This is a genomic window from Nocardia sp. NBC_01499 (assembly GCF_045040275.1).
In the GTDB taxonomy this organism is placed as follows: Bacteria; Actinomycetota; Actinomycetes; order Mycobacteriales; family Mycobacteriaceae; genus Nocardia.
The window spans coordinates 6,001,829-6,026,481 of record NZ_CP109426.1 but is presented as its reverse complement, the minus strand read 5'-3'; the positions used below and the strand labels follow the sequence as shown (position 1 = coordinate 6,026,481).

General features: G+C 67.9%; 21 protein-coding genes and 1 pseudogene. 11 read left to right on the top strand and 11 right to left on the bottom strand.

The window, feature by feature from the left end; translation table 11 throughout:
- Window positions 1-364: 364 nt before the first annotated feature.
- Both OG203_RS27545 and OG203_RS27540 read right to left on the bottom strand, forming a co-directional pair.
- Window positions 365-1,051: a TrmH family RNA methyltransferase gene (locus OG203_RS27545; protein WP_405160161.1), complete on the bottom strand. Its 687-nt coding sequence runs from the start codon at window positions 1,049-1,051 to the stop codon at window positions 365-367.
- A gap of 47 nt (window positions 1,052-1,098) precedes the next feature.
- Entirely contained in the window at window positions 1,099-1,431 is a 333-nt protein-coding gene (locus OG203_RS27540) for a DUF4190 domain-containing protein (protein WP_405160160.1), read from the bottom strand.
- Window positions 1,432-1,523: 92 nt separating this feature from the next.
- Between OG203_RS27540 and OG203_RS27535 the strand changes: the two genes are divergently transcribed.
- The 3 genes from OG203_RS27535 to OG203_RS27525 all read left to right on the top strand — a co-directional run bounded on the left by OG203_RS27535 (window position 1,524) and on the right by OG203_RS27525 (window position 4,083).
- Window positions 1,524-2,897, top strand: a complete 1,374-nt coding sequence (locus OG203_RS27535; RefSeq protein ID WP_405160159.1) for a sensor histidine kinase — start codon at window positions 1,524-1,526, stop codon at window positions 2,895-2,897.
- Between the two features lie 8 nt (window positions 2,898-2,905).
- Complete coding sequence (locus OG203_RS27530; protein ID WP_405168022.1) at window positions 2,906-3,547, top strand: LuxR C-terminal-related transcriptional regulator; 642 nt, start codon at window positions 2,906-2,908, stop codon at window positions 3,545-3,547.
- 89 nt (window positions 3,548-3,636) lie between these two features.
- A complete protein-coding gene (locus OG203_RS27525) occupies window positions 3,637-4,083 on the top strand; it encodes a hypothetical protein (RefSeq protein WP_405160158.1) in 447 nt (148 codons plus the stop codon).
- Here OG203_RS27525 and OG203_RS27520 read toward each other — a convergent pair.
- A complete protein-coding gene (locus OG203_RS27520) occupies window positions 4,067-5,077 on the bottom strand; it encodes a helix-turn-helix transcriptional regulator (RefSeq protein WP_405160157.1) in 1,011 nt (336 codons plus the stop codon). The two genes, OG203_RS27525 and OG203_RS27520, sit on opposite strands and share 17 nt — an antisense overlap.
- A 77-nt stretch (window positions 5,078-5,154) precedes the next feature.
- Between OG203_RS27520 and OG203_RS27515 the strand changes: the two genes are divergently transcribed.
- Window positions 5,155-6,111 carry an alpha/beta fold hydrolase gene (locus OG203_RS27515; protein WP_405160156.1) on the top strand — a complete coding sequence of 319 codons (957 nt, stop codon included), beginning with the start codon at window positions 5,155-5,157 and terminating at the stop codon, window positions 6,109-6,111.
- Here OG203_RS27515 and OG203_RS27510 read toward each other — a convergent pair.
- From OG203_RS27510 to OG203_RS27485, 6 genes and pseudogenes are all read right to left on the bottom strand, one after another.
- Entirely contained in the window at window positions 6,098-6,814 is a 717-nt protein-coding gene (locus tag OG203_RS27510) for a lysoplasmalogenase (RefSeq protein WP_405160155.1), read from the bottom strand. The genes OG203_RS27515 and OG203_RS27510 overlap by 14 nt on opposite strands.
- A gap of 4 nt (window positions 6,815-6,818) precedes the next feature.
- On the bottom strand, window positions 6,819-7,877 hold the full coding sequence (locus OG203_RS27505; RefSeq protein ID WP_405160154.1) for a beta-ketoacyl-ACP synthase 3: 1,059 nt from the start codon (window positions 7,875-7,877) through the stop codon (window positions 6,819-6,821).
- Window positions 7,878-7,921: 44 nt separating this feature from the next.
- A complete protein-coding gene (gene pyrE, locus OG203_RS27500; RefSeq protein ID WP_405160153.1) occupies window positions 7,922-8,503 on the bottom strand; it encodes an orotate phosphoribosyltransferase in 582 nt (193 codons plus the stop codon).
- A gap of 2 nt (window positions 8,504-8,505) precedes the next feature.
- Window positions 8,506-8,762, bottom strand: a pseudogene (locus OG203_RS27495) (SDR family NAD(P)-dependent oxidoreductase); the annotation flags it as partial.
- Between the two features lie 49 nt (window positions 8,763-8,811).
- The gene (locus OG203_RS27490; RefSeq protein ID WP_405160152.1) at window positions 8,812-10,098 is read right to left on the bottom strand and encodes a hypothetical protein; all 1,287 of its coding nucleotides are present in this window, start codon (window positions 10,096-10,098) and stop codon (window positions 8,812-8,814) included.
- 88 nt (window positions 10,099-10,186) lie between these two features.
- Window positions 10,187-10,981: a DUF5666 domain-containing protein gene (locus OG203_RS27485; RefSeq protein WP_405160151.1), complete on the bottom strand. Its 795-nt coding sequence runs from the start codon at window positions 10,979-10,981 to the stop codon at window positions 10,187-10,189.
- A gap of 181 nt (window positions 10,982-11,162) precedes the next feature.
- On the opposite strand from OG203_RS27485, the gene OG203_RS27480 reads away from it, so the two are divergent.
- The 4 genes from OG203_RS27480 (at window position 11,163) to OG203_RS27465 (ending at window position 16,793) form a co-directional block, all read left to right on the top strand.
- Window positions 11,163-13,871: an AAA family ATPase gene (locus OG203_RS27480; protein WP_405160150.1), complete on the top strand. Its 2,709-nt coding sequence runs from the start codon at window positions 11,163-11,165 to the stop codon at window positions 13,869-13,871.
- A 179-nt stretch (window positions 13,872-14,050) separates the two neighbouring features.
- Window positions 14,051-14,224, top strand: coding sequence for a hypothetical protein (locus tag OG203_RS27475; RefSeq protein ID WP_405160149.1), 174 nt, complete (start codon window positions 14,051-14,053; stop codon window positions 14,222-14,224).
- 89 nt (window positions 14,225-14,313) lie between these two features.
- The gene (locus tag OG203_RS27470) at window positions 14,314-15,531 is read left to right on the top strand and encodes an FxsB family cyclophane-forming radical SAM/SPASM peptide maturase (RefSeq protein ID WP_405160148.1); all 1,218 of its coding nucleotides are present in this window, start codon (window positions 14,314-14,316) and stop codon (window positions 15,529-15,531) included.
- Window positions 15,532-15,533: 2 nt separating this feature from the next.
- Complete coding sequence (locus OG203_RS27465) at window positions 15,534-16,793, top strand: MFS transporter (protein ID WP_405160147.1); 1,260 nt, start codon at window positions 15,534-15,536, stop codon at window positions 16,791-16,793.
- Between the two features lie 4 nt (window positions 16,794-16,797).
- Here OG203_RS27465 and clpB read toward each other — a convergent pair whose 3' ends face one another.
- Entirely contained in the window at window positions 16,798-19,353 is a 2,556-nt protein-coding gene (gene clpB / locus OG203_RS27460) for an ATP-dependent chaperone ClpB (protein WP_405160146.1), read from the bottom strand.
- 301 nt (window positions 19,354-19,654) lie between these two features.
- Between clpB and OG203_RS27455 the strand changes: the two genes are divergently transcribed.
- The 3 genes from OG203_RS27455 to OG203_RS27445 all read left to right on the top strand — a co-directional run bounded on the left by OG203_RS27455 (window position 19,655) and on the right by OG203_RS27445 (window position 22,823).
- Complete coding sequence (locus OG203_RS27455; RefSeq protein ID WP_405160145.1) at window positions 19,655-20,590, top strand: NADP-dependent oxidoreductase; 936 nt, start codon at window positions 19,655-19,657, stop codon at window positions 20,588-20,590.
- A 238-nt stretch (window positions 20,591-20,828) separates the two neighbouring features.
- The gene (locus OG203_RS27450; protein WP_405160144.1) at window positions 20,829-21,986 is read left to right on the top strand and encodes an FAD-binding oxidoreductase; all 1,158 of its coding nucleotides are present in this window, start codon (window positions 20,829-20,831) and stop codon (window positions 21,984-21,986) included.
- 21 nt (window positions 21,987-22,007) lie between these two features.
- A complete protein-coding gene (locus OG203_RS27445; RefSeq protein ID WP_405160143.1) occupies window positions 22,008-22,823 on the top strand; it encodes an FAD-binding oxidoreductase in 816 nt (271 codons plus the stop codon).
- Window positions 22,824-22,914: 91 nt separating this feature from the next.
- On the opposite strand, the gene OG203_RS27440 is transcribed toward OG203_RS27445, so the two are convergent.
- Entirely contained in the window at window positions 22,915-24,084 is a 1,170-nt protein-coding gene (locus tag OG203_RS27440) for a globin domain-containing protein (protein WP_405160142.1), read from the bottom strand.
- Between the last annotated feature and the right edge of the window lie 569 nt (window positions 24,085-24,653).

Here is a 24,653-nt window from a genome sequence, read left to right as displayed (position 1 = left end):
CCCGGCCTGCGAGCGTTCACCCAGCGACCGCGGCGTCGCGCGCCCCGGATCCTGTGCCCTCCGCGTGGTCATGCGTCAATGGTGCCAGCCCCGCCCGGATTTCCGCGCCCGATTTGTTACACAAGCGATGTGTATTTGTTCTCGGACCCATGTCCTACGGGTATCTGATGCGCCGCGGGGCCAAGAAACCGAGCGTTTCTCGCCCTGGAACAAGCCGGGCTCGTGGTGTTGTCCCCTGTCGTGCTCGCCGAACTGGACCATGTCGGACGGCGCGCCCTCGGACAGGCGCAGGCGATCACCATGATCGACCCCACTTACCGCGCACCAGGTATTCCCGGTACTCCCCGACGATCTGTAAGCGTTCCTACCAGGCGTTGGTGAGGTCGGCGTGTTGGCGGACCCAGGCGTGCATGGCGATTCCGGCGGCGACGCCCGCGTTGATGCTGCGGGTCGAGCCGAATTGGGCGATCGAAACGGTCATGGCTGCCGCGTCTTTCGCGTGTTCGGTTACGCCGGGGCCCTCCTGGCCGAACAGCAGCAGGCAGTTGCGGGGCAGGTCGGCGGTTTCGAGTGGGACCGAGCCGGGGACGTTGTCGACCGCGACGACGGTGAGTCCTTCGCGTGCGGCGAAGCCGAGTAGTTCGGTGATGCTCGCGTGGTGCTCGATGTGCTGGTAGCGGTCGGTCACCATGGCACCGCGGCGGTTCCAACGCTTGCGGCCGACGATGTGGACGGCGGCCGCGGCGAAGGCGTTGGCGGTGCGTACCACCGTGCCGATATTGGCGTCGTGGCCGAAGTTCTCGATGGCGACGTGGAACGGGTGCCTGCGCCGGTCGATGTCGGCGACGATCGATGCGCGAGTCCAGTACCGGTAGGCGTCGACCACGTTGCGGCGGTCGCCGTCGGCAAGTAGTTCGGGGTCGAGCCTGGGATCCGCAGGCGGCGGCTCGGCGTGCTCGGCGGCCCACGGTCCGACACCGTGCGGGTGCTCGCCCCACTCGGTGGGCCCGGGTGGGTCCTGCTCCGCCGTGTCAGGCACTGGGTGATTCACTCCGACGATGCTAATTCCGCCCGCCGCCGCGTTGTCATGCGGCCGGATCAGTAGCTGCTGCTGCTCCAGACTCCGGCGATCCCGAGCACGAGGAACAGCGCGATGAACAGGAGGCTGATGATGATCAGCACCGAGGCGATGATCCCGCAGATGTAGCCGACCATGACATTCGACCGTCCGCCGAGCGCACCGCCGGACGCGTCGATCTCGTTGAGCGCACGCTTGCCCATCACCCACGCCACCGGACCGATGATCTGACAGAACACCAGGCTGAGGATGCCGAGGATCAGAATGATGGTGGCCTGTGGGTGTTCTTGCGGCGGTCCGTAGGCCCCGTAGGCTGGATAGCCGTACGGCGGTTGCTGCGGCGGATAGCTCATCCGCTGGATGGTAGTTGGTGTAGCTGGCTACACCACATACTCGGCGGACAGCTCCATCGAATACCGCCGTCCCGCCGACAACCATGGAAGCCATGACCGAGACACACGTCGAACCCACCCTCGTGCTCGACCCGGCGCCCGGAAAAGCCGGGCGCTCCGCCGAGCGGGTGGTCCGTGCCGTGCTGCGCGCCCCGTTCCAGGCCCGCGCCTGGAAAGAACTCGTCTACGTGTTCACCGTGTTCGTCCTCGGCTGCTTCGCGCTCGCGTACATGTACGTCGGATGGGGCGGCGGCCTGGCGATCTCGCTCACCATCATCGGCGTGCCGATCCTCGCGGTCATCCTGCTCGGCGGCCGGACCTGGGGTCGGATCTATCGGGCGCTGGCCAAGGACCTGCTCGATGCGCAGCTGCCGCCGCCCCCGCCGTTTCGGCCGGAACCGGGATTGATCGGCTTCATCAAGAGCGCGTTCACCGATCGGACCAGCTGGCGGGCCGCGCTGTTCTTGCTCGCGCAGTCCGTGCTCGGTGTCGCGGTCGGCTGGCTGGTGCTGATCGTGATCGCGACGACGGTGTTCGTCGCGCTCTCGCCGATCCCGTGGTGGCTTTACGATCCGATCAATATCGATGATCAAGGCGTGGAACATCATTCGCTGGCCCAGTTCGGTAGCTACTACATCGAAACCTGGCCGAGGGCGCTCGGCTTGGCCGCGATCGGCGTCATCGGTTGCTTCGCCCTGCCGTGGCTGCTGCGCGGGGTCTGCTGGATTCACCGGTTGCTGTCCATCGCATTGCTGACCGCGACCGCGGGCGATCGGCGGATCGCCGAACTGCAGCAGGGCAGGCAGGCGGCGGTCGACGACTCGACGGCAACGCTGCGGCGGCTGGAGCGAGATCTGCACGACGGCACCCAGGCCAGATTGGTCACCATCGCGATGGCATTGGGCCGGGCCGAAGATCGGCTGTCCGAGGGTGGCGACCCGCGTGACCTGATCGCGAACGCGCACGCCAGCTCCAAGGAGGCGTTGACCGAACTGCGCGAGCTTGTCCGCGGAATCCACCCGCCCGCACTGGAACTCGGACTCGGCCCGGCCTTGGAAACACTGGCGGCGCGCAGCTCGGTCCCGGTGGAGCTGCGGGTGCACCTGCCCGAACGCCCGAATCCGGCGGTCGAGGCGATCGCCTACTTCTCCGTCGCCGAACTGCTCACCAATGTGGTGAAACACGCCAACGCCACCCGGGCGTGGATCTCGGTGGTGCCGACGGACTCACGGACCATCGCGGTCACCGTGCGGGACAACGGAATCGGCGGCGTACTGCAACCCGCCCCCGGCGAACTCGCCGCGGGCAGCGGACTTTCGGGCCTGGCCGCGCGAGCACGCACCGTCGACGGCGCCCTCACCGTGCAGAGCCCGACCGGTGGCCCCACCGTGGTGACCATCCTGCTGCCGAAGGACGGCTCGCGGTGAGTGAGTCGCTGCGGATCGTGATCGCCGAGGACAGCGCGATCCTGCGCGACGGGCTCGCCGGCCTGCTCGTCGAGCGCGGCCACGAGGTGGTCGCCATGATCGGCGACGCGACAACGCTGAGCGACGTGGTCGGCCTGCACAATCCCGATGTCGCCGTGGTGGACGTGCGCATGCCGCCGAGCTTCACCGACGAGGGTCTGCTCGCCGCGATCGAACTGCGCCGCAAATACCCGATGACCGGCGTGCTCGTCTTCTCTCAATGGGTCGAAACCCGTTACGCCACCGAACTTCTCGCGGGCGGCGCCAGCGGCGTCGGCTACCTGCTGAAGGACCGGGTTGCCGACGTCCGCGATTTCGTCGACGCACTCCACCGTGTCGCCACCGGCGGCACCGCACTAGACCCTGAGGTGGTGAGCCAATTGATGGGCGCCTCCCGCCAGCAAGATTCCCTCACCCGCCTCACCCCGCGCGAACGCGAAGTACTCGAACTGATGGCGCAGGGCCTGTCCAACAACGCCATCGCCACCTCCCTCACCGTCACCGAACGCGCCGTCGAAAAACACATCGGCAACATCTTCACCAAACTCGACCTGCCGCCCTCCGACACCCACCACCGCCGCGTCCTCGCGGTACTGCGCCTCAAGGGGTGACCAGGCCTGACTGGTACGCCCTCGATTTACGCACGTCAGTGATGTAGCGGGCTTATCCTGAAGATCCGACAGTCGGGGTGGAGGCTGGGATGGATCACGGGCGAATCTTGCGTACGGTGCTCGCGGTGACCGCCGGGTACCTGGTTGTGCTCGGGCTGTGGCTGGGCTGGGTGGTTCAGCACACGCCGTCGGGGACCCTGCCGTATCAGATCGTGGCGTTGGTCGGGTTGTTCGGGACGTGCGTGGGGATCGGGATGATGTTGGCGTCGCGGCCGTCGAAGGCGGACCGGCGGTTGTGGCGGGAGGGGTTGGAGGGCTGGGCGACGGTGCACGGGGTGCATCCGCTTGAGCGGACCGATCATCACACCGAGTTGACCGAGCTGGATTTGGAGTTGACCATCCCGGGCTCCGAAAGTTACCGGGGCACAATCGTTTTCGATGTCACTCCGGCGGACAAACCGCGGCTCGCGGTCGGCGAGACCATCTCGATCCGAGTCGACCCCGCGAACCGCGATCGCATCATTGTGGTTCTGTGACAGCGCCTTTCGCATCATTCGTGCGGTAGATCCTTGCCAGGCCGGTGGCGATCTCGGCCATCCGGCCGCGCAGCTCGGCCGGTGCCAGTACTTCCGCGTCCGCGCCGAGCCGTAGCAACAGACCCGCGGTGTGTTCGACGGTCTCCATCGGCATCGTCACGATGATCCTTCCGTCGCGATCGGCCGGTTCGGCGCTATCCCTGGCCGCACGGACCAACGCCGGTTCGAGCAGGTGCGGCAGCCGCTCGAGCGCGCGCGTCGACAGCCGAATTCGCGCGTCGCCGTGATAGCGGCGGGCGTCGAAATCATCGAGGTATTCGGCCCAGCGAGCCGCAAGATCGAATCCGGCTGGACGTTCGAATATGTTGTCCAGCACCTGGATTCGGAGGATCTGCGACACCCGGTAGGTACGAATCCCGTCGGACTCGGCGACCAGGTACCACCGGCCGGATTTGAGCACTAGACCGTAGGGCGCGACCTCGCGTTCCACCTCCCGTGGCTGCGCCCACCGCCGATAGCGCATCCGGATGCGGCGCTGGCTCCAGGTCGCATCGACCACCGCCGCCAACTGCGCGGTGCTGTCCGGATCGACGTACCAGTCGGAGGTGTCCAAGTGGAACCGCTCCTTGACCCGGCCGACGCCCTCGCTCAGTTCGTCCGGCAGCGCCGCCTTCAGCTTGAGCTGCGCCGTGGCCAGCACGGCGCCGAGCCCGAGGTCGGCGGCCGGGCCTGGCAGGCCGGCCAGGAACAACGCCTCCGCTTCGTCGGCGGTCAAACCGGTCAAGCGCGTGCGATAACCATCGACCAGCCGGTAACCGCCGTCGTGACCCGCTTCGCCGTAGAGCGGAATACCCGCCAGACTCAGCGATTCGACGTCTCGATAGATCGTGCGCACCGAGACCTCCAGCTCCCGCGCCAGCTGCTCCGCCGTCATCCGGCCCCTGGCCTGCAGCAACAACACGATCGACAACAGCCTGCTCGCCCGCATAACCATCAGCTTTCCACTGACAGAAGATGACAGTGGACCCCGGTTAGCCTCGCCGAGCCCGATCCGAACGAGAGAGGCAGCACATGATCCGCAGTGATGAAACCTTCGACGGCACTTGGCCTTACCGCGCCCGGTATACCGAGGCGGCCGGTTTCCGTCAGCACTACGTCGACGAGGGCCCGCCCGAGGCACGAGAAACCCTCGTCCTGCTACACGGCGAACCGACCTGGGGCTATCTGTGGCGGCACCTGATCGACCCGCTGGCCCGAAGCCACCGCGTCGTCGTGCCCGACCATATGGGCTTCGGGAAGAGCGCGACCCCGCCCGACTCCGACTACCTCGCGCTCAACCACGTCGACAACCTGGAAACCCTGCTCATCGACGTGCTCGACCTGAACCGGATCACGCTGGTGCTGCACGACTGGGGCGGGCCGATCGGCACCGGCTTCGCCTTGCGTCACCCCGACCGGGTCGATCGCATCGTCGCGATCAACACGGTGCTGCCGCTCGGCATGCCGGGATACCAGGACCTGATGAACGCGAACCACGCCGACAGCGCCTGGTTCCGCTGGGCGGGCGCGGCGCAGGCGGACGGCACGCTCGACGAAATCCTCGGCAACGCGGGAAGTTCGGTGACCCATCTGATGCTCGCGTTGCAGACCATCGCCCGCCCCGAGGTCGTCACGCCTACCTGGATTCGCGCTTACGCGGGTCATTTCACCGACCGCGCTGCCTGCCGCGGTGTCCTTCGTTTTCCACAGCAGTTGGTCACGCCTGGCGCGAAACCGCCACTGCCCCAGCCTGATCCAGCGGCTGCGGCGGCACTGCTTGCCAAACCGGCGGTGCTGCTGGAGGGCATGCGCGATACCGCGCTGCTACCCCGCTACATCATTCCGGCGTTTCGCGAAGCCTTCCCGAACGCACCGGTGATCGAGCTCCCGAACGCGGGCCACTTTCCGCAAGAGGACGCGCCGGACGCGTTGCTCGCGGCACTGGAGCTGTTCCTGCGGACGACCGATTCGCTCGTCACCCGCGGCTGAGCGACTGCGGCCGTTCGGCTTTCGCGTGGGCGGCGGGGTCGGCGAGTAGGAACTGGGCCGCGGCGTAGGTGGTCAGGATGACGCCCTCGGCTATCCGGCGGGCGCGCTCGCCGCGCGCGAACAGGCGGCGGAGCACGATGAGTCCGTCGGAGATGGTGAACAGCAGCGCGCCGAGACCGAGCCGGCTGTGCGGGTCGGCGTTGGGGATGTTAACGCCCGCAATGTTTTTCGCGCCGGGTGCCAGCGCCGGATCTGACGCGAGCACACCGGCGGTGCCCAATGTCGCCCCGTACACGGTGAGCGGCAACGCGACGGTCGGTGCCTTCGCGCGGAGCAACGTGGCCGCGCCGAGCCAGGCCGCCAGCCGCGGCAGCGCCACCTCGGCGCGTGGGCGCGCGCCCTTGCGCAACCACAGCGCCGAGTATCCGGCCTGCATCACCGCGAACGACGACGCACCGGCGATCAGGCGGCGGTCGTTGTCCGGGTCGATGAGCAGGATGTCACCGAGCGTCGCGGCTCCGAGTGAGCCGAGCAGAACCGTGCGATCCGTGGGATCAATATCGGTCCCCTCGGTCACCACATCGGCGGCAAGCAGCGGCATCATCAGCGGTTTCGCGAACCACTGCACCTTCTCCCGCCCGGTGACGGCGGCGTAGACGGTGACAGTGGCCGCGACGAGAAACCCGGCCCGGAACACCCGCATCGGGTCAGAAGCTCGGCTCGATCGGCTTCGGCGGCAGCGTGACGACCTGACCGGCATAACTCAGTCCGGCACCGAAGCCGAGCAGCAGCGCCAGCTGACCACCCTTGGCCTTGCCGGTCACCAGCATCTCCTCCATCGCAAGCGGGATGGACGCGGCGGAGGTGTTGCCGGTCTGTTCGATGTCGTTGGCCATCGGGATGTCCTCGGCCAGGCCGAGGTTCTTCTTCATCAGCTCGTTGATGCGGGCGTTGGCCTGGTGCGGGACGAACACCTCGATGTCCTCCTTGGCCACCCCGGACATCTCCAGCGCGGTGGACAGCGCGCGCGGCAAAGTGACCGCGGCCCAACGGAAGACGCGCGGGCCCTCCATCCGCAGCGACATCCGGCCGATCGGCTCGACGGCCGGGTCGGTGCCCTGCATCGCCTGCGCCTTCTCCATGTAGTCGAGGAAGTTGACGTCCTGCGCGATCGCGGCCGCGTTCTCGCCGTCGCTGCCCCACACCGTCGGCGAGATGCCGTTCTCCTCGCTCGGCCCGACCACCACCGCACCGGCTCCGTCGCCGAAGATCATCGCGGTGCCGCGATCGGTCGGGTCGAGCCCGACCGTCATCGTCTCGGCACCGATCAACAGCACGTACTCGGCCGAGCCAGCCCGGATGAGGTCGGCGGCCACGCCGAGGCCGTAGCCGAAACCGCCGCAGCCGGAGGTCAGGTCGAACGCCGGGATCCCGTTGATGCCGAGGTCGTTGGCGACCGACGGTGCGCCGTGCGGGGTCAGCATCAGCCAACTCGACGTGGCAAGGATCAGCGCGCCGATCTTGGACCGATCGATGCCGCTGTTGACGATCGCGCGTTCACCGGCGGCGGCCGCGATCGACTGCAGCGTCTCGTCCCCGCTGATCCAACGCCGGTTCTGGATGCCGGTGCGTTCGTAGATCCACTGGGGAGTGGAGTCGAGAACCTCGCACACATCGGCGTTGCTGACGATTCGCTGCGGTCGATAGGCACCGATACCGAGCATCGCAACGTTGTCGCGATTTTTGTTGATTGCAATGCTCACCACTGGAGATGACCCTTCACCTTTGAAGAACTAGACCACTGTCCAGGCTAGCTGAGGGCCAAATCCTTCAGTCCGAGGATGGAACGATACTGCAATCCCTCGGCGGCGATCACCTGGTCGGCCCCGGTCTCCCGATCGACGACGGTGGCGACGCCGACCACCGTCGCACCCGCGTCACGCAACGCGCGCACGGCCGTGAGCGGCGAGTTTCCGGTGGTCGTCGTGTCCTCGACGACGAGCACCCGCTTGCCGACGATGTCGGGACCCTCGATCTGGCGCTGCATCCCGTGCGCCTTCGCGGCCTTGCGCACCACGAAGGCGTCGATCGGGCGGCCCGGCGCGTGCATGACGGCGAACGCGACCGGATCGGCACCCATGGTGAGCCCGCCGACGGCGTCGAAATCCCAGTCCGCGACCAGTTCGCGCAGCAGCTTGCCGATCAGCGGTCCGGCGCTGTGGTGCAGGGTCGCGCGGCGCAGATCGACGTAGTAGTCGGCCTCCTTGCCCGAGGACAGGGTGACTCTGCCGTGCACGACCGCCAGTTCGCGCACCAGGGCCGCCAATCTGTCTCGGTCCGAACCCGCAACAGTGCCGAGCGACGACTCTTTGGTGGTTGCCTCGTCGATCATTCCTAAGTCCTTCCGCGTGTGTTGAACAGGCCGCGATTCAGTCGGGCCGCCAGGGCTCGCGGGATCATCCCGGCGACGGTAGTAAGCGTTTGTACTGCAAGGCTTTCGGCAGCGACGACGTATCGATACCGGCTCGCTCATGGAATTCGGTGTGCACGAATCCCGGGCACAGGGCCTGGACCCGGACACCTGTTCCGGCCAGTCCACCTGCCAACCCTTCCGTGAAGGATACGACGTAGGCCTTGGGCGCCGAATACGTCACCTGTGCTCGATCGGCCGCGGAACTGCGAGGGTGCAGGCCGAGCCGATCACTGCGGCACAGGTCCCTGATACGGACGGAAGCCGGGATGGAATGGGCCGCCGGGAGGCTCGGCCGCGGGGTCGTCCTCGCGCGCCTGGCGACGGTCGGGCTCGTCGGCCCAGTCGTCGGCCGGGAGTTCGTCCCGCTGCGCCGGTGACCACTTGTCGCGCTCGGTGGGCCGCTTGTCGCGCGGTTCTGGCGACCATTCATCGCGCGGATCGGCAGGGCGCTTATCGCGCTGATCAGGCGACCACTCGTCACGCGGTTCGGACGAACGCTTGTCACGCTGCTCGGGCGACCACTCGTCGCGCGGTTCGGACGAACGCTTGTCACGCTCTTCCGGCGACCACTCGTCGCGTCGTTCCGGCGACCATTCGTCGGCGGCCCTGCGTTCCTCGCGAACTCTGGCTCGCGCGTCCGGCACCACGGCGAGCGACGGGCGGCGCGGCGGTTCCGGTTCGTCCGGTGCCGACAGCGGCGCGCGGTCGTCGGCGAAGTCCTCGTCGTAGCCCTGCTCGACGAACGGCGCCTCGTCGAATTCCTCGTCCTTGCGCAGCCGCGGCGGCTGGACCCGGGCGGCGCCGAGCGGCTCGTCGAGCTCTTCCTCGTCGGCGTCCTCCGGACGCTGCCGGCCACGCGGGCGCGGCCGGCCAGGATCGTGCCCGCCGCTGTCGAAGCGCGGCTCGCTCACCGGCGGCAGCACGTGCAGCAGCCCGGACAGGCGAAGCACCGCGTCGATCGAGGTCTCCCACTCGCGCGACGAGGTACCGACGGACAACATGCCCAGCGTCCAGTTGCCCTCACTCCAGAGCATCTGCACGGTGTCGGGCAGCGTCTCGATGAACGCAACCATCCGCTGATCGACGGCGTGCCTGGCGATTTCCGGGTTGGTCGCGAACACCACCCGATCGCCGATGGCGCCGAGCAGCTCGAGGTCGGCGTCCTTGGGCGGTGACGCGGTCTTGAGCCGCATGTCGACATCGATGTCCGAGCCGATCTGGCGGCGCACCGCGATCAGCGTCGCGGAGTCCTCCAGATCGAAGAGCACGAACTTCTCGCCCTTGCGGATGCCGGACACCACATCGACCGCGGAGAGGTAGCCGAGCTTGGCCAGCGCGCCGCGACGCCAGGTCGACGGCAGCGCTGGCTCCACCGACACATACGTGTAGCCCTGGGATTTCGCCCAGACCTGCCGCGCGTGACCGGTCCGCTGTCGCTGGATCCGATCGAAATACAGCAGCACGATCGCACCCACGAGTGCGATCGCCGCAAGGCCGAACCACATTGCCGTCATCGTTGTCCAGCTTAATGGGCGCGGCCGGACAACGTCCGTCGACAGCCCGCACGGGGCCGAGCGAAGGCGCGGCGATGGTTCGGGTCGTTCACTTTCCGCCGCCGGGCAGCGCGGTGCTGATGATGACCTTGGCCTGAATCGATCCGTCCGCGGCCTTGTCACCCTGGATCAACACGATGTCGCCGGTGGGCAGATCGGAGACCTTGGTGCCCGACATCGAGATCACCTGGGTGTTGGCGTCGGTGTGCACGGTGACCGCGGAACCGAGCAGGCTGCTGATGCTGAGGGTGGTGCCGTCGTTGGTGGTGATGGTGCCCATGGTCGCGCCGAGATTGTCGATGCCGCCGAGGCCTGGCACGCTCGGAACTCCGCTCGGCGTGCCGCGCGGTGTCCCGGGAAGGGGACGACTCGCGGTCGGGAACGCGGAGGTACTCGCGGCACTCGTCGACGACGAATCCTTTCCGGCGAGTAGCACTCCCCCGACGATGCCGATCACCGCGACCAGCGCGAGGGTCCCGAGGCCGAGCGCGATCCACAAACCGGTGTTGCGCCGCGGCGGCGGTTCCGGCGGCAGCATGCCGGCGCCGGGAGGGACGGCATCGCTCGGCGGCGGCGCGACGCCCGCCCACTGACCGCCACCGTAGGTGCTTTCGTAGGCACCCCACTGGTTGTCGTGCGGCGGGAGCTCGCGGGTGGCGTTCGGCGGGGGCGGCGACCACTGGTCGAACTGCTCGGTGGCCGGATAGGCCGAGGGCGCGCCGGATCCGTATGCGTCGGCGTACTCCGTGGTGTGCAGCGGCTGCTCGAATCCTGACTTGCCCGCCAGATGCTCGGTCGGCGCGTCCTGCGGCCGCTGCCCCCACGGATCGTTCGGGTTGGTCATGGACTCCAGGTTAGGCGGCGCGGGCGTTTCGGTCAGGTAGACGACACTCACGCGCCGAACCGGCCGCGTGGCCGAAGCAGGGCACGGTGCGGTCGGCGGCGAGCGCGAAGATGTGCCTCGCTGTTCGGCGGATGTCCCGCGAACGGCCCGAACACGTTGCGTACCAGTTACTTTTGAATTCGTGCTATACGGTCGAAGCGAGGAGCAGCGGCGGATCCTGGCACTGCTCGATGCCGCCGCGGCGGGCCACGGTAGCGCCCTGTTCCTGGTCGCCGAGCCGGGAGCGGGCAAATCGGCCCTGCTCGAGCTGGCGGCGGAGCTGGCCGGTGACGCGTGGCGGGTGCTGCGCTGTACCGGCATCCAGAGCGAAGCCGAACTGCCGTTCGCGGGTCTGCAACTGCTGCTCTCCCCCGTCCTCGGCGGCCTCGGCACGCTGCCGGGACGGCAGCGGATAGCACTGCTCGCCGCGTTCGGTGCGTCGCCTGCGCGCCTGGCCGAGAACCGTTTCCTGGTCGGTGTCGGCACGATATCGCTGCTGACCACGTTGTCGAACGCGCAACCGGTGCTCTGCCTGATCGATGACGCGCAGTGGCTCGACCGCCCCTCGGCCGAGGCGTTGGTGTTCGCCGCGCGCCGACTCGGCGCGCAGCGGGTCGTGATCCTGTTCGCCGGACGACCCGAGTTCACCGTGTCCGGCGTGGCCGAGCTGCGCTTGCCCCCGCTCGATGCCGAGGCGGCCAGGGGGCTGCTCGCCGAACACGCGGGCGAGCTGCCCGGCGAGATACGCGAGTGCGTGCTCGCGACCGCGGCGGGCAATCCGCTCGCCCTGCTCGAGCTGCCGAAGATGAATATCGACACGCTGCCGCTCGGCCCGCTGCCGCTGCCGGATCGGTTGCAGTGCGGATACCAGGGCCGCATCGCCGACCAGACCGCGCACGCCAGGCTCGCCCTGCTGGTGGCGGCCGCCGAGGAAACCGGCGACCTGGCGCTGGTGCTGCGGGTCCTGACCGCTCTCGGCGCGACGGTCGATGCGCTCTCGGCCGCCGAACGCTCCGGCATGATTTCCGTCGTCGGGTCGTCGATCGGCTTCGCGCATCCGCTGCAACGCGCGGCCGCCTATCGCAGCGCGCCGTTCCCGCAGCGGCTTGCCGTGCACGCGGCGCTCGCGGCGGCACTCGTCGACCAGCCGGACCGTCGCGCCTGGCATCTGGCCGCCGCCGCGACCGGACCGGACGAGGCCGCGGCCGCCGCACTGGAGGCGGCCGCGGACCGGGCTTATCATCGCGCCGGATATGCAACGGCGGCAACGGCTTTGGAGCGAGCCGCGCTGCTGACCGCGGACCGGATCGCCCGGCTGCGCCGTCTCGTTCGCGCGGTCGAGGCCGCCGCCGACGCCGGGCAGTCCGACCGCGCGCTGCGCCTTGCCGACGAGACCGAGCGTTCGTCCGGCCCTGGACCGGACGAACGGGCCAGGCTGGCAGATGTGCGGGCCCGCATCGAATTCGAGCGTGGCTCGGTCCGCACGGCGCATCGGCTGCTTGTCGACGCGGCCGCCGATATCGCGACGACGCAGCCGGATCGGGCGGCCGCGATGCTGATCGGCGCCGCGGCCGCGGCATGGGCGGCGGGCGATCTCGGCGAGGTGGCCGCCGCGCGGGTGCGGATGGCCGAACTGGATCTCGGGCAGCGGCGCGCCGCGCTGCTCGCGGTGCTCGACGGCCCGCTCGCGGTGCACTCCGCCGATCGGCAAGCCGGCGTTCGGCTGATTCGGTCGACCGTGCGAACCGGCAGAACGCTGCTCGACGATGGCCCCGCGCCGCAGCTCACGCTGGCACAGCAGGCGATGATCATCGGCGATGTCGATGACGCAAGGGACATCCTGGCCGAGCTGGCCACGCAGTGCCGTGAGCGCGGCATGGTCGGCTGGCTGCCCGCGGTATGCGGCACCCTCGGCACCGCCGAGGTACTGCTCGGCCACTTCCACGAGGCGGACGCGGCGCTGGCCGAAGGCCTGCGGGTCGCGCAGGAGGTGGATCAGCCCAATCGGAGCTGCCAGGCGCAGGCCATGCTCGCGGTCCTCGCGGCGATCCGCGGCGAGGAGCAACGCTGCCACGAGCTGGCCGAGCGGTGTCTGCGCAGGCAAAGCACCGATTTCAACGCCGTCGATCTCGCGCAGGCCGAGTGGGCGCTCGGCCTGCTCGATCTGGCATACGGCCGATATGAGGCCGCCGTCGATCGCCTCGAGAGCCTCTATGACAGCCCCTATCGCGCACTCGGCCAGTGGGTGCATCTGATGGGCGACCGTGTCGAGGCCGCGGTGCGGCTACGCCGTCCCGACCGCGCGCGCGGGCCGCTGCTCGCACTCGAAAGCTGGTCGGCGGCAACGCGTTCGCCGTGGATCGAAGCCTGCCTGCTTCGCTGTCGCGGCATGCTCGACAGCGATGGCGACGCGTACGCGCGAGCACTGGTCATGCACGCCGCCGAGCAACGGTGGTTCGACCATGCCAGGACGGGCCTGCTCTACGGCGAATGGCTGCGGCGCGAACGCTATAAGACCGAGGCCCGAACCGTGCTGCGTGGCGCGTTACGCACCTTCGAGCGACTCGACGCCAGGCCGTGGGCCGACCGGGCCCGTACCGAACTACGCGCGGCGGGCGAGGCGGTGGCGCAGTCCCGGTCGGATCTGGCCGCGTTGCTCACTCCGCAGGAGTTCCAGGTGGTGCGGCTTGCCGCCTCAGGAGCGACGAACAAGGAGATCGGCAGCAGACTGCTGCTCAGCCCCAAAACTGTTGCGCACCATCTCTATCGAGCTTTTCCCAAGCTTGGCGTCACCAGCCGGCACGGGCTCGCCGGGGTCGATCTGGACGACACCGTTGTCCCGGATCCCTGATCACCCGCCCCGCCGGTGTCCCATAACACCGGCGGCGATATCAGAAACTTGCCCGATACCGCAGGCCGGTTCCCGCCCGTAGCGTCGAATTCGGGGTTCGCGCCGATCACCGGCTCGAATCCGATACCGGCCGTCGAGGATTCGCTGACGGCCGATCATTCGCACGGTAAGGAACCGTCATGACGACAACCATCGCCACACCGACAACCGGAATCAGCTTCGCCGAGCTCGCCGCGCTGCGGCCGGCGCTGCGGCAGCATCTCGTGCCACGCGGCGCCGCCGACCGCGGCGGCTTCAGCTCGTTCATCGCCGACGACGGCAACTTCAGCTCCTTCATCAGCCCGGCCAGATAGTCGCGATCACCACCACGAAAGCCGTTCCGGCGCAGCCGATCAGGATGCGTCGGAGCGCCAGGCAGCAGGCACGCGCCGAGGAGGCGGAGATGAGGGGTTCCCCGGAGGCAGCGCAGTGGCCCGCTGCCGGGTTGGACATCGCGCGATTGCGCAGGATCGGCTGGCAGCCACTGCCTTTCGTCGAATTCGTGGTGAAGATCAACAGTCGCTGCAATCTCGCCTGTGACTACTGCTACGTCTACGAGATGGCCGATCAGAGTTGGCGCGATCAACCGAAGTCGATGAGCGCGCGGGTATTCGCCGAGTCCTGCCGAACCATCGCCGAGCACGCGCGCCACTTCGCCCCGCCCGCGGTGAATCTCGTGTTCCACGGCGGCGAGCCGCTGCTGGTCGGGCATCGCGCCCTTGACGAGTTCGCCAGACAGGCACGCGAGACGCTGGAACCGGTCACCGAGGTGCGGCTCGGCATGCAGACCAACGGCGTGCTCATCGACGACGCGTTCCTGCGGATCTGCGCCCGCTGGGGCATCCGGATCGGGGTCAGCATCGACGGCGACGAGGCAGCCCACGACCGGCACCGCAAGTACCGCAGGGGCACTGGCAGTTACACCGATGTCGCGCGGGGGCTCGATCGACTCGTCCGCGGTCCGTACAGCGACCTGTACTCAGGTCTACTCTGCACGATCGATATCGACAACGATCCGATCGACACCTACGAGGGGCTCCTCCACTTCGACCCGCCCGCCATGGATTTCCTACTGCCACACGGCAATTGGACGACTCCGCCGCCGAACAAGGTCGGCCGTGCCAGCCAGACACCGTATGCCGACTGGCTGATCGCGATCTTCGACCGCTGGTACGACGCACCGAGGCTGGAGACACGGGTTCGGCTGTTCGACGAGGTGATCCAACTGCTACTCGGCGGCCCGAGCCACTCGGAATCGGTGGGGCTCGCGCCGATTCGGCTCGCAGTGATCGAGACCGACGGCAGCTTGGAACAGGTCGACGCGTTGAAATCGGCCTTCGCCGGCGCGGCGCGGATCGATGCGGCGGCGGCGGGCAACCCACTCGACGAGGCGCTGTGGAATCCCTCCGTGGTGGCGCGACAGCTCGGCGTCGAAGCGCTGAGCGACATCTGCCGGTGCTGCCCCATCCACAATGTCTGCGGCGGTGGGCATTACGCGCACCGGTACCGCGAAGGCGCCGGTTTCCGCAATCCGTCGGTGTACTGCGCCGATCTCATGAAGCTGATCCGTCACGTCGAGGCGAGGGTGCGCGCCGACATCCCGGCCAGCGCGGCCGGATAACGGTGTCCAGCAGGCGAAGTCAGGGCGTCTTCGGCAACCGCGACTTCGTGCTGCTGTGGTTCGGCAACGCGACCTCACTCGTCGGCCTCTTCGGCGCGCGGATCGCCTACCCACTGCTCGTCCTCGCGAGCACCGGCTCGCCCGCGCTCGCCGGGTGGGTCGGATTCGCGATCGGCCTGCCGAGCCTGCTCTTTCAGATACCGGCGGGCATTGTGGCGGACTACGTCGATCGGCGCCGGACCCTGGTCGGCTGCCAGCTCGCCGGGGTGACCGCGGCGGGCGTCGCGGCGCTCGTCGTCGTCCGCGACGTGCCGAATCCCGCACTGCTGCTGACGATCACCGCGTTCGTCGAGGGCACCGCGTATGTCTTCTTCAGCCTCAGCGAGCTCGGCGCGGTCCGCGATGTGGTCGCCGTCGAGCAGCGGCCCGCCGCCTTCGCGTTGTTCGAGGCGGAACAGCCCATCGCCACCGTGGTCGGCCGCGCGACGGGCGCCGCCATGTTCGGTGCGCTGCGCTGGCTGCCGTTCGCCGCCGATGCCGCGTCGTATGCCGTCTGTCTGGCAACGCTTTCGGCGGTCCGCGGCGACTTCGCGGCTCGGGGCGACCGCGCTGCGAACTCGCGACGCGCCCTGCTCCTCGATGGCGTGCGCGCGGTGTGGGCCGAACCGTTCCTGCGCGTCTCCACGCTGATCAGCGGGCTGTCCAACATGATCATCCAGGTCGTCATCCTGCTGCTGATCCTGCGGCTCGACAGCACGGGCAAACCGACGTGGATCATCGGCATCGTGCTCGGCGCGGCCGGTGTCGGCGGCGTGCTCGGCTCGTTCGCCGCCGCGCGGCTGACCGCGCGATACAGCGCACGCACGGTCTATCGCGGCTCGCTGTTCGGCTGGTCCGCGCTACTCGTCCCGATCGTGCTGAGCACGAATCCCGTTGTGCTCGCGGCCTGTTGGTGTGGCGTCGGCGCGGTCGGCACGGTGGTCAACGTCGCGCTGACGCTCTTCCGGGTGCGGGTGCTCCCCGAGCAGACCCTCGGTCGCGCGGTCGGCGCGGCCAATCTGGTGACCGACGGCGCCGTCGCGCTCGGCGCGCTGCTCGCCGGATATCTACTGAGCGCGTTCGGCACCATCACGACCGGCTCCGCGCTGGTGTGCGCGATGCTCGTGCTCGCGCTCGGCGCGCATTATCTCGGCGCTCCGCTACGGCAAGTCGGCGAGTCGATACCCGAGGCATCGACCGCCGACTCACCGGATCGGAGCTGAATCCTTACTTGCCGACGATGAGGCCGTCCCCGTCCGGGGTGACCGTCACCTTGACGGTGTCGCCGTCGGTAACCTCGCCCGCCAGTAGCTCTTTGGCGAGGGTGTCCCCGATCGACTGCTGGATCAGCCTGCGCAGCGGGCGCGCACCGTAGACCGGGTCGTAGCCGCGCACGGCAAGCCAGAACCGGGCCGAGTCGCTGACGTCGAGCTTCAGCCTGCGCTGCGACAGCCGCTTCTGCAGCTGGTCGAGCTGGATGTCGACGATGTGTTCCAGCTGTTCCTCGTCGAGTCCGTGGAACATCACCACGTCGTCGAGTCGGTTGAGGAACTCGGGCTTGAACGCCGAACGCACCGCGTTCATGACGAGTTCGCGCTCGCCACCCGCACCGAGGTTGGAGGTCAGGATGAGGATGGTGTTGCGGAAGTCCACCGTGCGGCCCTGGCCGTCGGTGAGCCGTCCCTCGTCGAGCACGGCGAGCAGGATGTCGAACACATCAGGATGCGCCTTCTCGATCTCGTCGAACAGCACCACCGTGTACGGCCTGCGTCGCACCGCCTCGGTCAGCTGACCACCCTGGTCGTAGCCGACGTAGCCGGGAGGCGCACCGACCAGGCGCGCGACCGAGTGCTTCTCGCTGTACTCGCTCATATCGATCCGCACCATGGCGCGTTCGTCGTCGAACAGGAAGTCCGCCAACGCCTTTGCCAGCTCCGTCTTACCGACACCGGTCGGGCCGACGAACATGAACGAGCCGGTCGGCCGGTTCGGGTCCGCGACGCCGGCGCGCGCCCGGCGCACCGCGTCGGACACCGCCTGCACCGCCTCGGTCTGGCCGACCACCCGTCGGCCGAGCTCCTGCTCCATCCGCAGCAGCTTCTGGCTCTCGCCCTCGAGCAGCCTGCCGACCTGGATGCCGGTCCACGCCGACACCACCTCGGCGATATCGTCGGGCCCGACCTCCTCCTTGAGCATCACCTCGCCGTCCGACGCCGCGCCGGACACCTTTTCGGCCTCGACGAGTTGCTTCTCCAGCGTGGGAATCTTGCCGTAGCGCAGCTCGGCGGCCTTACCGAGATCGCCGTCACGCTCGGCACGTTCGGACTCACCGCGCAGCGATTCCAACTCCTCCTTGAGGACTCGGACCTGATCGATGGCGCCCTTCTCGTTCTGCCAGCGGGTCATCAGCTGGTTCAGCTTCTCGCGGTCGTCCGCGAGTTCGGAGCGCAGCTTCTCCAGCCGTTGTTTGGAGGCCTCGTCGGTCTCCTTGCTCAGCGCGACCTCTTCGATCTCCAGTCGCCGCACCGCGCGCTCGACCTCGTCGATTTCCACTGGGCGCGAGTCGATTTCCATCCGCAGCCGCGACGCCGACTCGTCGACCAGGTCGATCGCCTTGTCCGGCAGGAACCGGGAGGTGATGTAGCGGTCGCTGAGCGTGGCGGCGGCCACCAGCGCGGAGTCGGTGATGCGCACGCCGTGGTGCACCTCGTAGCGCTCCTTGATACCACGCAGGATGCCGATGGTGTCCTGCACCGACGGCTCGCCGACCAGCACCTGCTGGAAGCGGCGCTCCAGGGCGGCGTCCTTCTCGATGTGCTTGCGGTACTCGTCCAGCGTGGTCGCGCCGACCAGGCGCAGCTCACCGCGGGCGAGCATGGGCTTGATCATGTTGCCCGCGTCCATCGCGGATTCGCCGGTGGCACCGGCGCCGACGATGGTGTGCAGCTCATCGATGAACGTGATGATCTGTCCCGCACTGTTTTTGATGTCTTCGAGCACGGCCTTGAGCCGCTCCTCGAATTCGCCGCGATACTTCGCGCCCGCCACCATCGCGCCGAGGTCGAGCGAGACAACGGACTTGCCGCGCAACGACTCCGGCACGTCACCGGCCACGATGCGCTGGGCGAGGCCCTCGACGATCGCGGTCTTACCGACGCCTGGCTCGCCGATCAGCACCGGGTTGTTCTTGGTGCGACGGCTCAAAACCTGTACTACGCGCCGGATTTCGGTGTCCCGCCCGATCACCGGATCGAGCTTGCCCGCGCGAGCGGCCTCGGTGAGGTTGGTGGAGTACTTCTCCAGCGCCTGATAGGTGCCCTCGGGATCGGCGCTGGTCACCCGCGCGCTGCCGCGTACGGCGGTGAACGCCTCACGCAGCGCGTCGGCGCTCGCGCCGTACTTGACGAGCAGCATCGTCACATCCGAGTCGCCGCCGGCCAGGCCGACCATGACGTGCTCGGTGGAGACGAACTCGTCGCCGAGCTCGGTGGCCAGGCGCTGGGCGGCGGTGATCGCGGCAAGCGCCTCGCGGCCGAGTTGCGGGGTGGTGGTCGCACCGGTCGCCCTCGGCAGCTTGTCCACGATGTCCTGCGCCTCGCGCCGCACCGTCGCCGGGTCGACGCCGACGGCCTTGAGCAGCGGGGCGGCGATGCCGTCGGTCTGATCGAGCAACGCCACCAGCAAGTGGGCCGGGCGGATCTCCGGATTGCCCGCGGCGGAGGCCGCCTGCAGTGCGGCGGTCAGGGCCGCCTGGGTCTTGGTGGTGGGATTGAACGAGTCCACAAGTCACCTTCCTACTGGTCGATTGTCTCGGCACCGGAGCCTGATCCGCACGAGCTGTCGCGCGGCTGCGTGCCGTCCTTTACATCCAACGTGGGAAAGGTTGAGTCTGTTCCACTCAAGTTTAGTTATTTCGGCCGTGTCTGAACGGTACGCCGCGACACCCGCGCCAATGCGATGAATCACATCGTCCATGGGGTATGGATGCATACGATGACCCTGGCCGTTAGTTGATGCATCAAAGAGCGCTTGCTAGCACGCGTGTGCGAGGCCGCACTCTTCAGCCCGATCAAGGAGCGAATGGATGCGCGCGATTGTCGTACGGAAGTTCGGAGCCTCGCCCGAGTTGACCGACATGCCGGTCCCGGAGCCCGGGCCCGGGGCGGTCCGGGTGCAACTGGAGGCGGCAGGCGTCAACCCGTTCGACGCGAAAATGGCCGACGGAATACTGGACGGCAAACTGCCGCACGACTTTCCGATGATCCTCGGGGTGGACGGCGCGGGCACCGTCGCGACGGTCGGGCCCGGCGTCAGCCAGTTCGCCGTCGGCGACCGGGTGGTCGGCAAGTTCCTCAACCCGCCGGCCGGCCACGGCAGCTTCGCCGAATACGCGGTCATCCCGGAGGCGGGCATCCTGGTGCGCGTGCCCGAAGGCGTGCCGACCGTCGCGGCCGCGGCGCTGCCAACCGCCGGCGTCACCGCGCAGGACATGGTGGACGGCACCAAGATCGAGCCGGGCCAGACCGTGCTGATCGTCGGCGCCACGGGCGGCGTCGGCTCGTTCCTCGTCCAACTGGCGAACATGGCGGGCGCCGACGTCATCGCCACCGCCCGCGGCGAAGTCGCCGACCAGATGACCAGGCTCGGCGCGGCCGAGACCGTCGACTACACCGCGGGCCCGGTGCGCGAACAGGTCGGCGCCGCGCATCCCGACGGCATCGATGTCCTCTACGACCTGGTGAGCCCGCCGGAAGTACTCGCCGAACTGACCACCCTGGTCCGCGACGGCGGCACCGTCTACTCCACCATCTGGTCCGCCGACGAGGACGCCCTACGCGCCAGGGGCATCCGCGGCGGCAACATCGAATCCACCGGCGGCGCACCCGAATTGGCGCGCCTACTGGACCGGGTCGCCGAGGGCGACGTGGTGGTCCCGATCGACGCCACCATCCCGCTGGCCGACGGCACCACCGCCATCGGCGCGGCGGGCGCCCGCGGCAAAACGGTCCTCACCATCTAGAACGGCAGCTACCCGGTAACTGGACCGGCGGCGTCCCCCGGTGCACACCCTGCTGAAACCAGCCGGGCAATCCGGCAGATAACCTGTCGACAGGCCCGAAGCGCCAGCGAGGCCGTATCCCACCCGCAGGTTGTGCATACCAACACGTCCGCGACGATTTCGGGGATACTGATCAGCGGAGGACCGCCGGTTACGGATATGTCCCCTGGCAGAACTGAGGGAAAGGAAGCTTCGCGTCGTGGATGCGCGTTCGGCTGCGCTGGTCCGCGCCAACTTCCGTTCGGTGATCGAGTCACCGCACGGACCCGAACGGTTGGTCAGTGCGTTCTACGGTCATTTGTTCGCCGAGAACCCGCGATTACGTGAACTCTTCCCGCCTGCCATGGATATGCAGGCCAAACGGATCGCCACGGCCATCCAGTACGTGCTCGACCACCTCGAGGACTGGGGGCGGGCGCAGAAGTTCCTGGAGCAACTGGCCCGCGACCATCGCAAATACGGTGTAGACGCGGCGCACTACGACGCCGCGGGCCGGGCACTGTTGTCGGCTTTCCGCGCGTACAACGGCGCGGCTTGGCATCGCGGCCTCGAAGAGGGCTGGCGCGACATCACCATCCTGATCTCCGCGTCCATGGCCATCGGCGCGAACTCCGACAAGTCCCAGCCGTACTGGGAGGCGACCGTGGTCGGCCACCGCAGGGTACTCGAGGACCTGGCCATCGTCCGGCTGCAATCCGAGAGCCCGATCCCCTATCAGGCCGGACAGTATGTGCCGCTCACCGTGCCGCAGCGGCCGAAGATGTGGCGCTACTTCTCCCCGGCGATCCCGGCGAACCCGTACGGCGAGATCGAGTTCCACATCCGCAAGATCCGCGGCGGCTGGGTCAGCCCGGCCATCGTGAACGAGACGAGGGTCGGCGACCGCTGGCAGATCGCCGGACCGCTCGGCGGGCTGCACGTCGACCGGGACAGCGGCCGCGACGTGCTGCTGATCGGCGCCGGCACCGGCATCGCCCCGCTGCGCGCCCAGCTGATCGAGATGGGCCAGCGCGGCATCAACCCTCGGGTGCACTTCTTCATCGGCGGCCGCTACCCCTGCGATCTCTACGACGTGGAGAACATGTGGCAGCTCTCGCAGAGCAATCCGTGGCTCACCATCGTCCCGGTCTGTGAACAGAAGACCAATCCGTGGTGGTATCCGCATCCGCCGCAGGAAGAGCCGTACGGCATGCACCGGCGGCTGATCGGTAACCTTGGCGCGGTGGTCGCGAGCTTCGGCGCGTGGGCGGACCGGCAGATCCAGATCGCCGGGTCGGCGAAGATGATCGCGGACACCCGGCGTGCGTTGATCGCGGTCGGTACTCCGGAGCACATCATCAGCTCCGACCCTGTGTGATGAAGGAGGTCCCCATGGGGGATGGCAGCGGACGGAGTCCGCGGGGTGGGTAGGACACCGGGGGACCCCAGTGCGCTAGGCAATGGCGCACCCAACCCGGCCGAGTGGACAGCTACGGTCGTCGGACACCATCGAATCCGGCACGATCTCGCGGTGATTCGCCTGATCGGCGAATTCGTCCCGTTCCTCGCTGGCCAGTCCGTCGAGGTCACGGTGCCGCAGCAGCCGAGCATGCGGCGCAGACTGTCGCCTGCCCTGCCGCCTTCACTGGACGGCAAGCTGGAGTTCCATGTACGCACCGTGCCCGGCGGCTGGTGCAGCGGCTCCATCGTGGCCGACACCAAGCCCGGCGACGAATGGCAGATCCGCGCGCCCTTCGGCCGCTTCGCGATCGACCCGGCGGGCGACGAGGTGGTGATGATCGCCGGTGGCACCGGCCTTGCCCCGATGCGGGCGCAGATCCTGGACCTGGCGCGCGAACCGGAACCGCCGCACACCTACCTCTTCTTCGGCGGCCATACCCCGCGCGACCTGTACGCCTCGGACATGCTGTACCTGCTGGCCGGTGAATTGCCTTGGCTCACGGTCATTCCCGTGGTCGAGAGCCCCGACGATCCCGGCTGGGAAGACGAATGGTTCGAGCGCAGCCGCGTCAATATCGGCTTCCCGCCGGACGAGATGCTCTTCGGCACCCTCGCCGAGGTGGTCGCCTCGCACGGCGCGTTCGAGAACCATCAGGTGCTGGTGTGCGGCTCCCCCGCCATGGTCAATGCCACGGTCGACCGGCTGCTCACCACCGGAACTCCGGCGGAGCGGATTCAGTTCGAAGGGGTGTAGCGCCTCGCCGGAATCCGGCCGCGATAGTCAGCGCGACCGGACTCCGACTGAGCCCGGGATGACGGGAGGGGTCGAAATCCCGGACGGCCGGTCAGAACAGGGGGTCGTGGCGGATGTTCTTGGTGAGCGTCCCCGCGGCCATCATGCGAAACTTGGTGGTCTGCACCATCGACGGCGAGCCGACGATCTGCACGTCACGATCGGCCCAGGCGCCGAAGCTGGCGACCACCCTGCCGATCTGGCCGGTCACCAGTGGCTCCAGGCCGGGGTAGGCCGGTGCCAGTTCACCGGAATCGGTGTACCACCAAGGGTTTTCGTCGTGTTCGGTGACCGGCGTTACGGTCAGCCAGCGGTTGCTGACGGCCAGGCTGTTCAGCGTGTCCAGATCGTAGAGGTCGCACGGATGGTGGCCACCGACGAACAGGTGCACCTTCGGGTTGGTCCGCCGCTGCGCCATCGCCATCAGCTGGGCGCGTAGCGGCGCGATGCCGGTGCCGCAGCCGACCATCAGCATCTTGCGCTTGGTGTTGCGCGGGATGCCGAGGCCGCCGAGCGGCGAGCCGAGCAGCCACTGGTCACCGACCGCGGTCTGGCCGACGATGGCGGAACTGACCCAGCCGCCGAGCACGCCGCGGACATGAAACTCGATCTCCCCGTTGGCATTCGCGGGCACGGCGGGCGACATGTAGCGCCACATCCTCGGCCGGGACGGGATCTGCACGCTCAGGTATTGCCCGGCCGCGTATTGCATCGGCTGGTCCAGTTGCAGCCGCAGGACGGTCAGGTTGCGCAGCACCTCGCGGCGTTCAACCACGGTGCCGGTCCAGACCGGCGGCGTGGTTTCCTTCTCCGCCGCGCCGATCATGGTGTCGGCGATGATCTTCAGGCCTTCATCCCACGCCCGGTCGACCTCGTCGGTCCACATCTCGGTGCCCGCGTACACCTGCATCGCGGACTTCAGCGAGACGGCGACCGCCGTGTAATGCGCTGGCTGCACACCGTATTTGCGATGGTCCCGCCCGAGCTGGGCCAGGAACGGCAGGAGCTTGTTCGGCTCCTCGAGCCGGTCCAACGCGTAGGAGATGGCCTTGACGAGGCGATCTCGCTGAGCGTCCATGGCTGCTGGAAAGAAATCGCGGACTTGGGGGTAGTCGGTGAATAGGATCGCGTAGAACGATCTCGCTAATTTCTCCGGCCCCCCTTCCTCCGCAGCAACCGCCTTGAACGTCGTTCTGATCAAAGCGACAGTCCGCGAATCCATTTGTGTCACAACCCCATTTCGCACTCGAACACAAACTGTGCCGGCGAGTGAGGTGCTGCGGGACACTCGTCAGCAGCCGTTGCCAAGGAGTGTAGGCGAGGTTTGCCAGGAGCGGAATCCTCCGTTTAAACAACAAGCGTGTAATTCCCCGAAAACGAGGAAGCGCGGCGCAAAACCCTTATGAAACAGACTGGTGGACCGCAAAAATCGGGTGAAATCAGTCATGGATACACTGAATTTGCAAGACTCGTTCTGCAGTCTTCGCTTCGAAGGCGCTCTCAGAGCGACTGTGTGGCAACACCACTGGACAACTGACCGACTGAGTCGGCCCGCGCCGCACGCCACGCCACCGGGGCCCGCGATGAAACTGACCAGTCGGCTATCAGCCGGAAACGTGGGCCCCGATGTGCTGTCACACACCGACTCTCGGCTTATCATTGGCTAACCTGAAAAGTGCCGAGTCCGAACCGACTTCGGGCCGCTGACCTCGGCGCACAATCAATATGCCGAGGCCGGCGGCCCGATAGTTAGCTAGCCGTATTCAGTATTGTTGCGCCGGTGTTGATCGC

Bases quoted from the DNA above. Each gene is read 5' to 3' on its own strand.
- OG203_RS27515 (WP_405160156.1), top strand. From the start codon at position 5,155: ATGATCCGCAGTGATGAAACCTTCGACGGCACTTGGCCTTACCGCGCC.
- OG203_RS27470 (WP_405160148.1), top strand. From the start codon at position 14,314: ATGAGGGGTTCCCCGGAGGCAGCGCAGTGGCCCGCTGCCGGGTTGGAC.
- OG203_RS27540 (WP_405160160.1), bottom strand. From the start codon at position 1,431: ATGAGCTATCCGCCGCAGCAACCGCCGTACGGCTATCCAGCCTACGGG.
- OG203_RS27525 (WP_405160158.1), top strand. From the start codon at position 3,637: ATGGATCACGGGCGAATCTTGCGTACGGTGCTCGCGGTGACCGCCGGG.
- OG203_RS27520 (WP_405160157.1), bottom strand. From the start codon at position 5,077: ATGGTTATGCGGGCGAGCAGGCTGTTGTCGATCGTGTTGTTGCTGCAG.
- OG203_RS27455 (WP_405160145.1), top strand. From the start codon at position 19,655: ATGCGCGCGATTGTCGTACGGAAGTTCGGAGCCTCGCCCGAGTTGACC.
- OG203_RS27490 (WP_405160152.1), bottom strand. From the start codon at position 10,098: ATGACGGCAATGTGGTTCGGCCTTGCGGCGATCGCACTCGTGGGTGCG.
- pyrE (WP_405160153.1), bottom strand. From the start codon at position 8,503: ATGATCGACGAGGCAACCACCAAAGAGTCGTCGCTCGGCACTGTTGCG.
- OG203_RS27535 (WP_405160159.1), top strand. From the start codon at position 1,524: ATGACCGAGACACACGTCGAACCCACCCTCGTGCTCGACCCGGCGCCC.
- OG203_RS27475 (WP_405160149.1), top strand. From the start codon at position 14,051: ATGACGACAACCATCGCCACACCGACAACCGGAATCAGCTTCGCCGAG.
- OG203_RS27445 (WP_405160143.1), top strand. From the start codon at position 22,008: ATGGCAGCGGACGGAGTCCGCGGGGTGGGTAGGACACCGGGGGACCCC.
- OG203_RS27510 (WP_405160155.1), bottom strand. From the start codon at position 6,814: ATGCGGGTGTTCCGGGCCGGGTTTCTCGTCGCGGCCACTGTCACCGTC.
- OG203_RS27485 (WP_405160151.1), bottom strand. From the start codon at position 10,981: ATGACCAACCCGAACGATCCGTGGGGGCAGCGGCCGCAGGACGCGCCG.
- OG203_RS27440 (WP_405160142.1), bottom strand. From the start codon at position 24,084: ATGGATTCGCGGACTGTCGCTTTGATCAGAACGACGTTCAAGGCGGTT.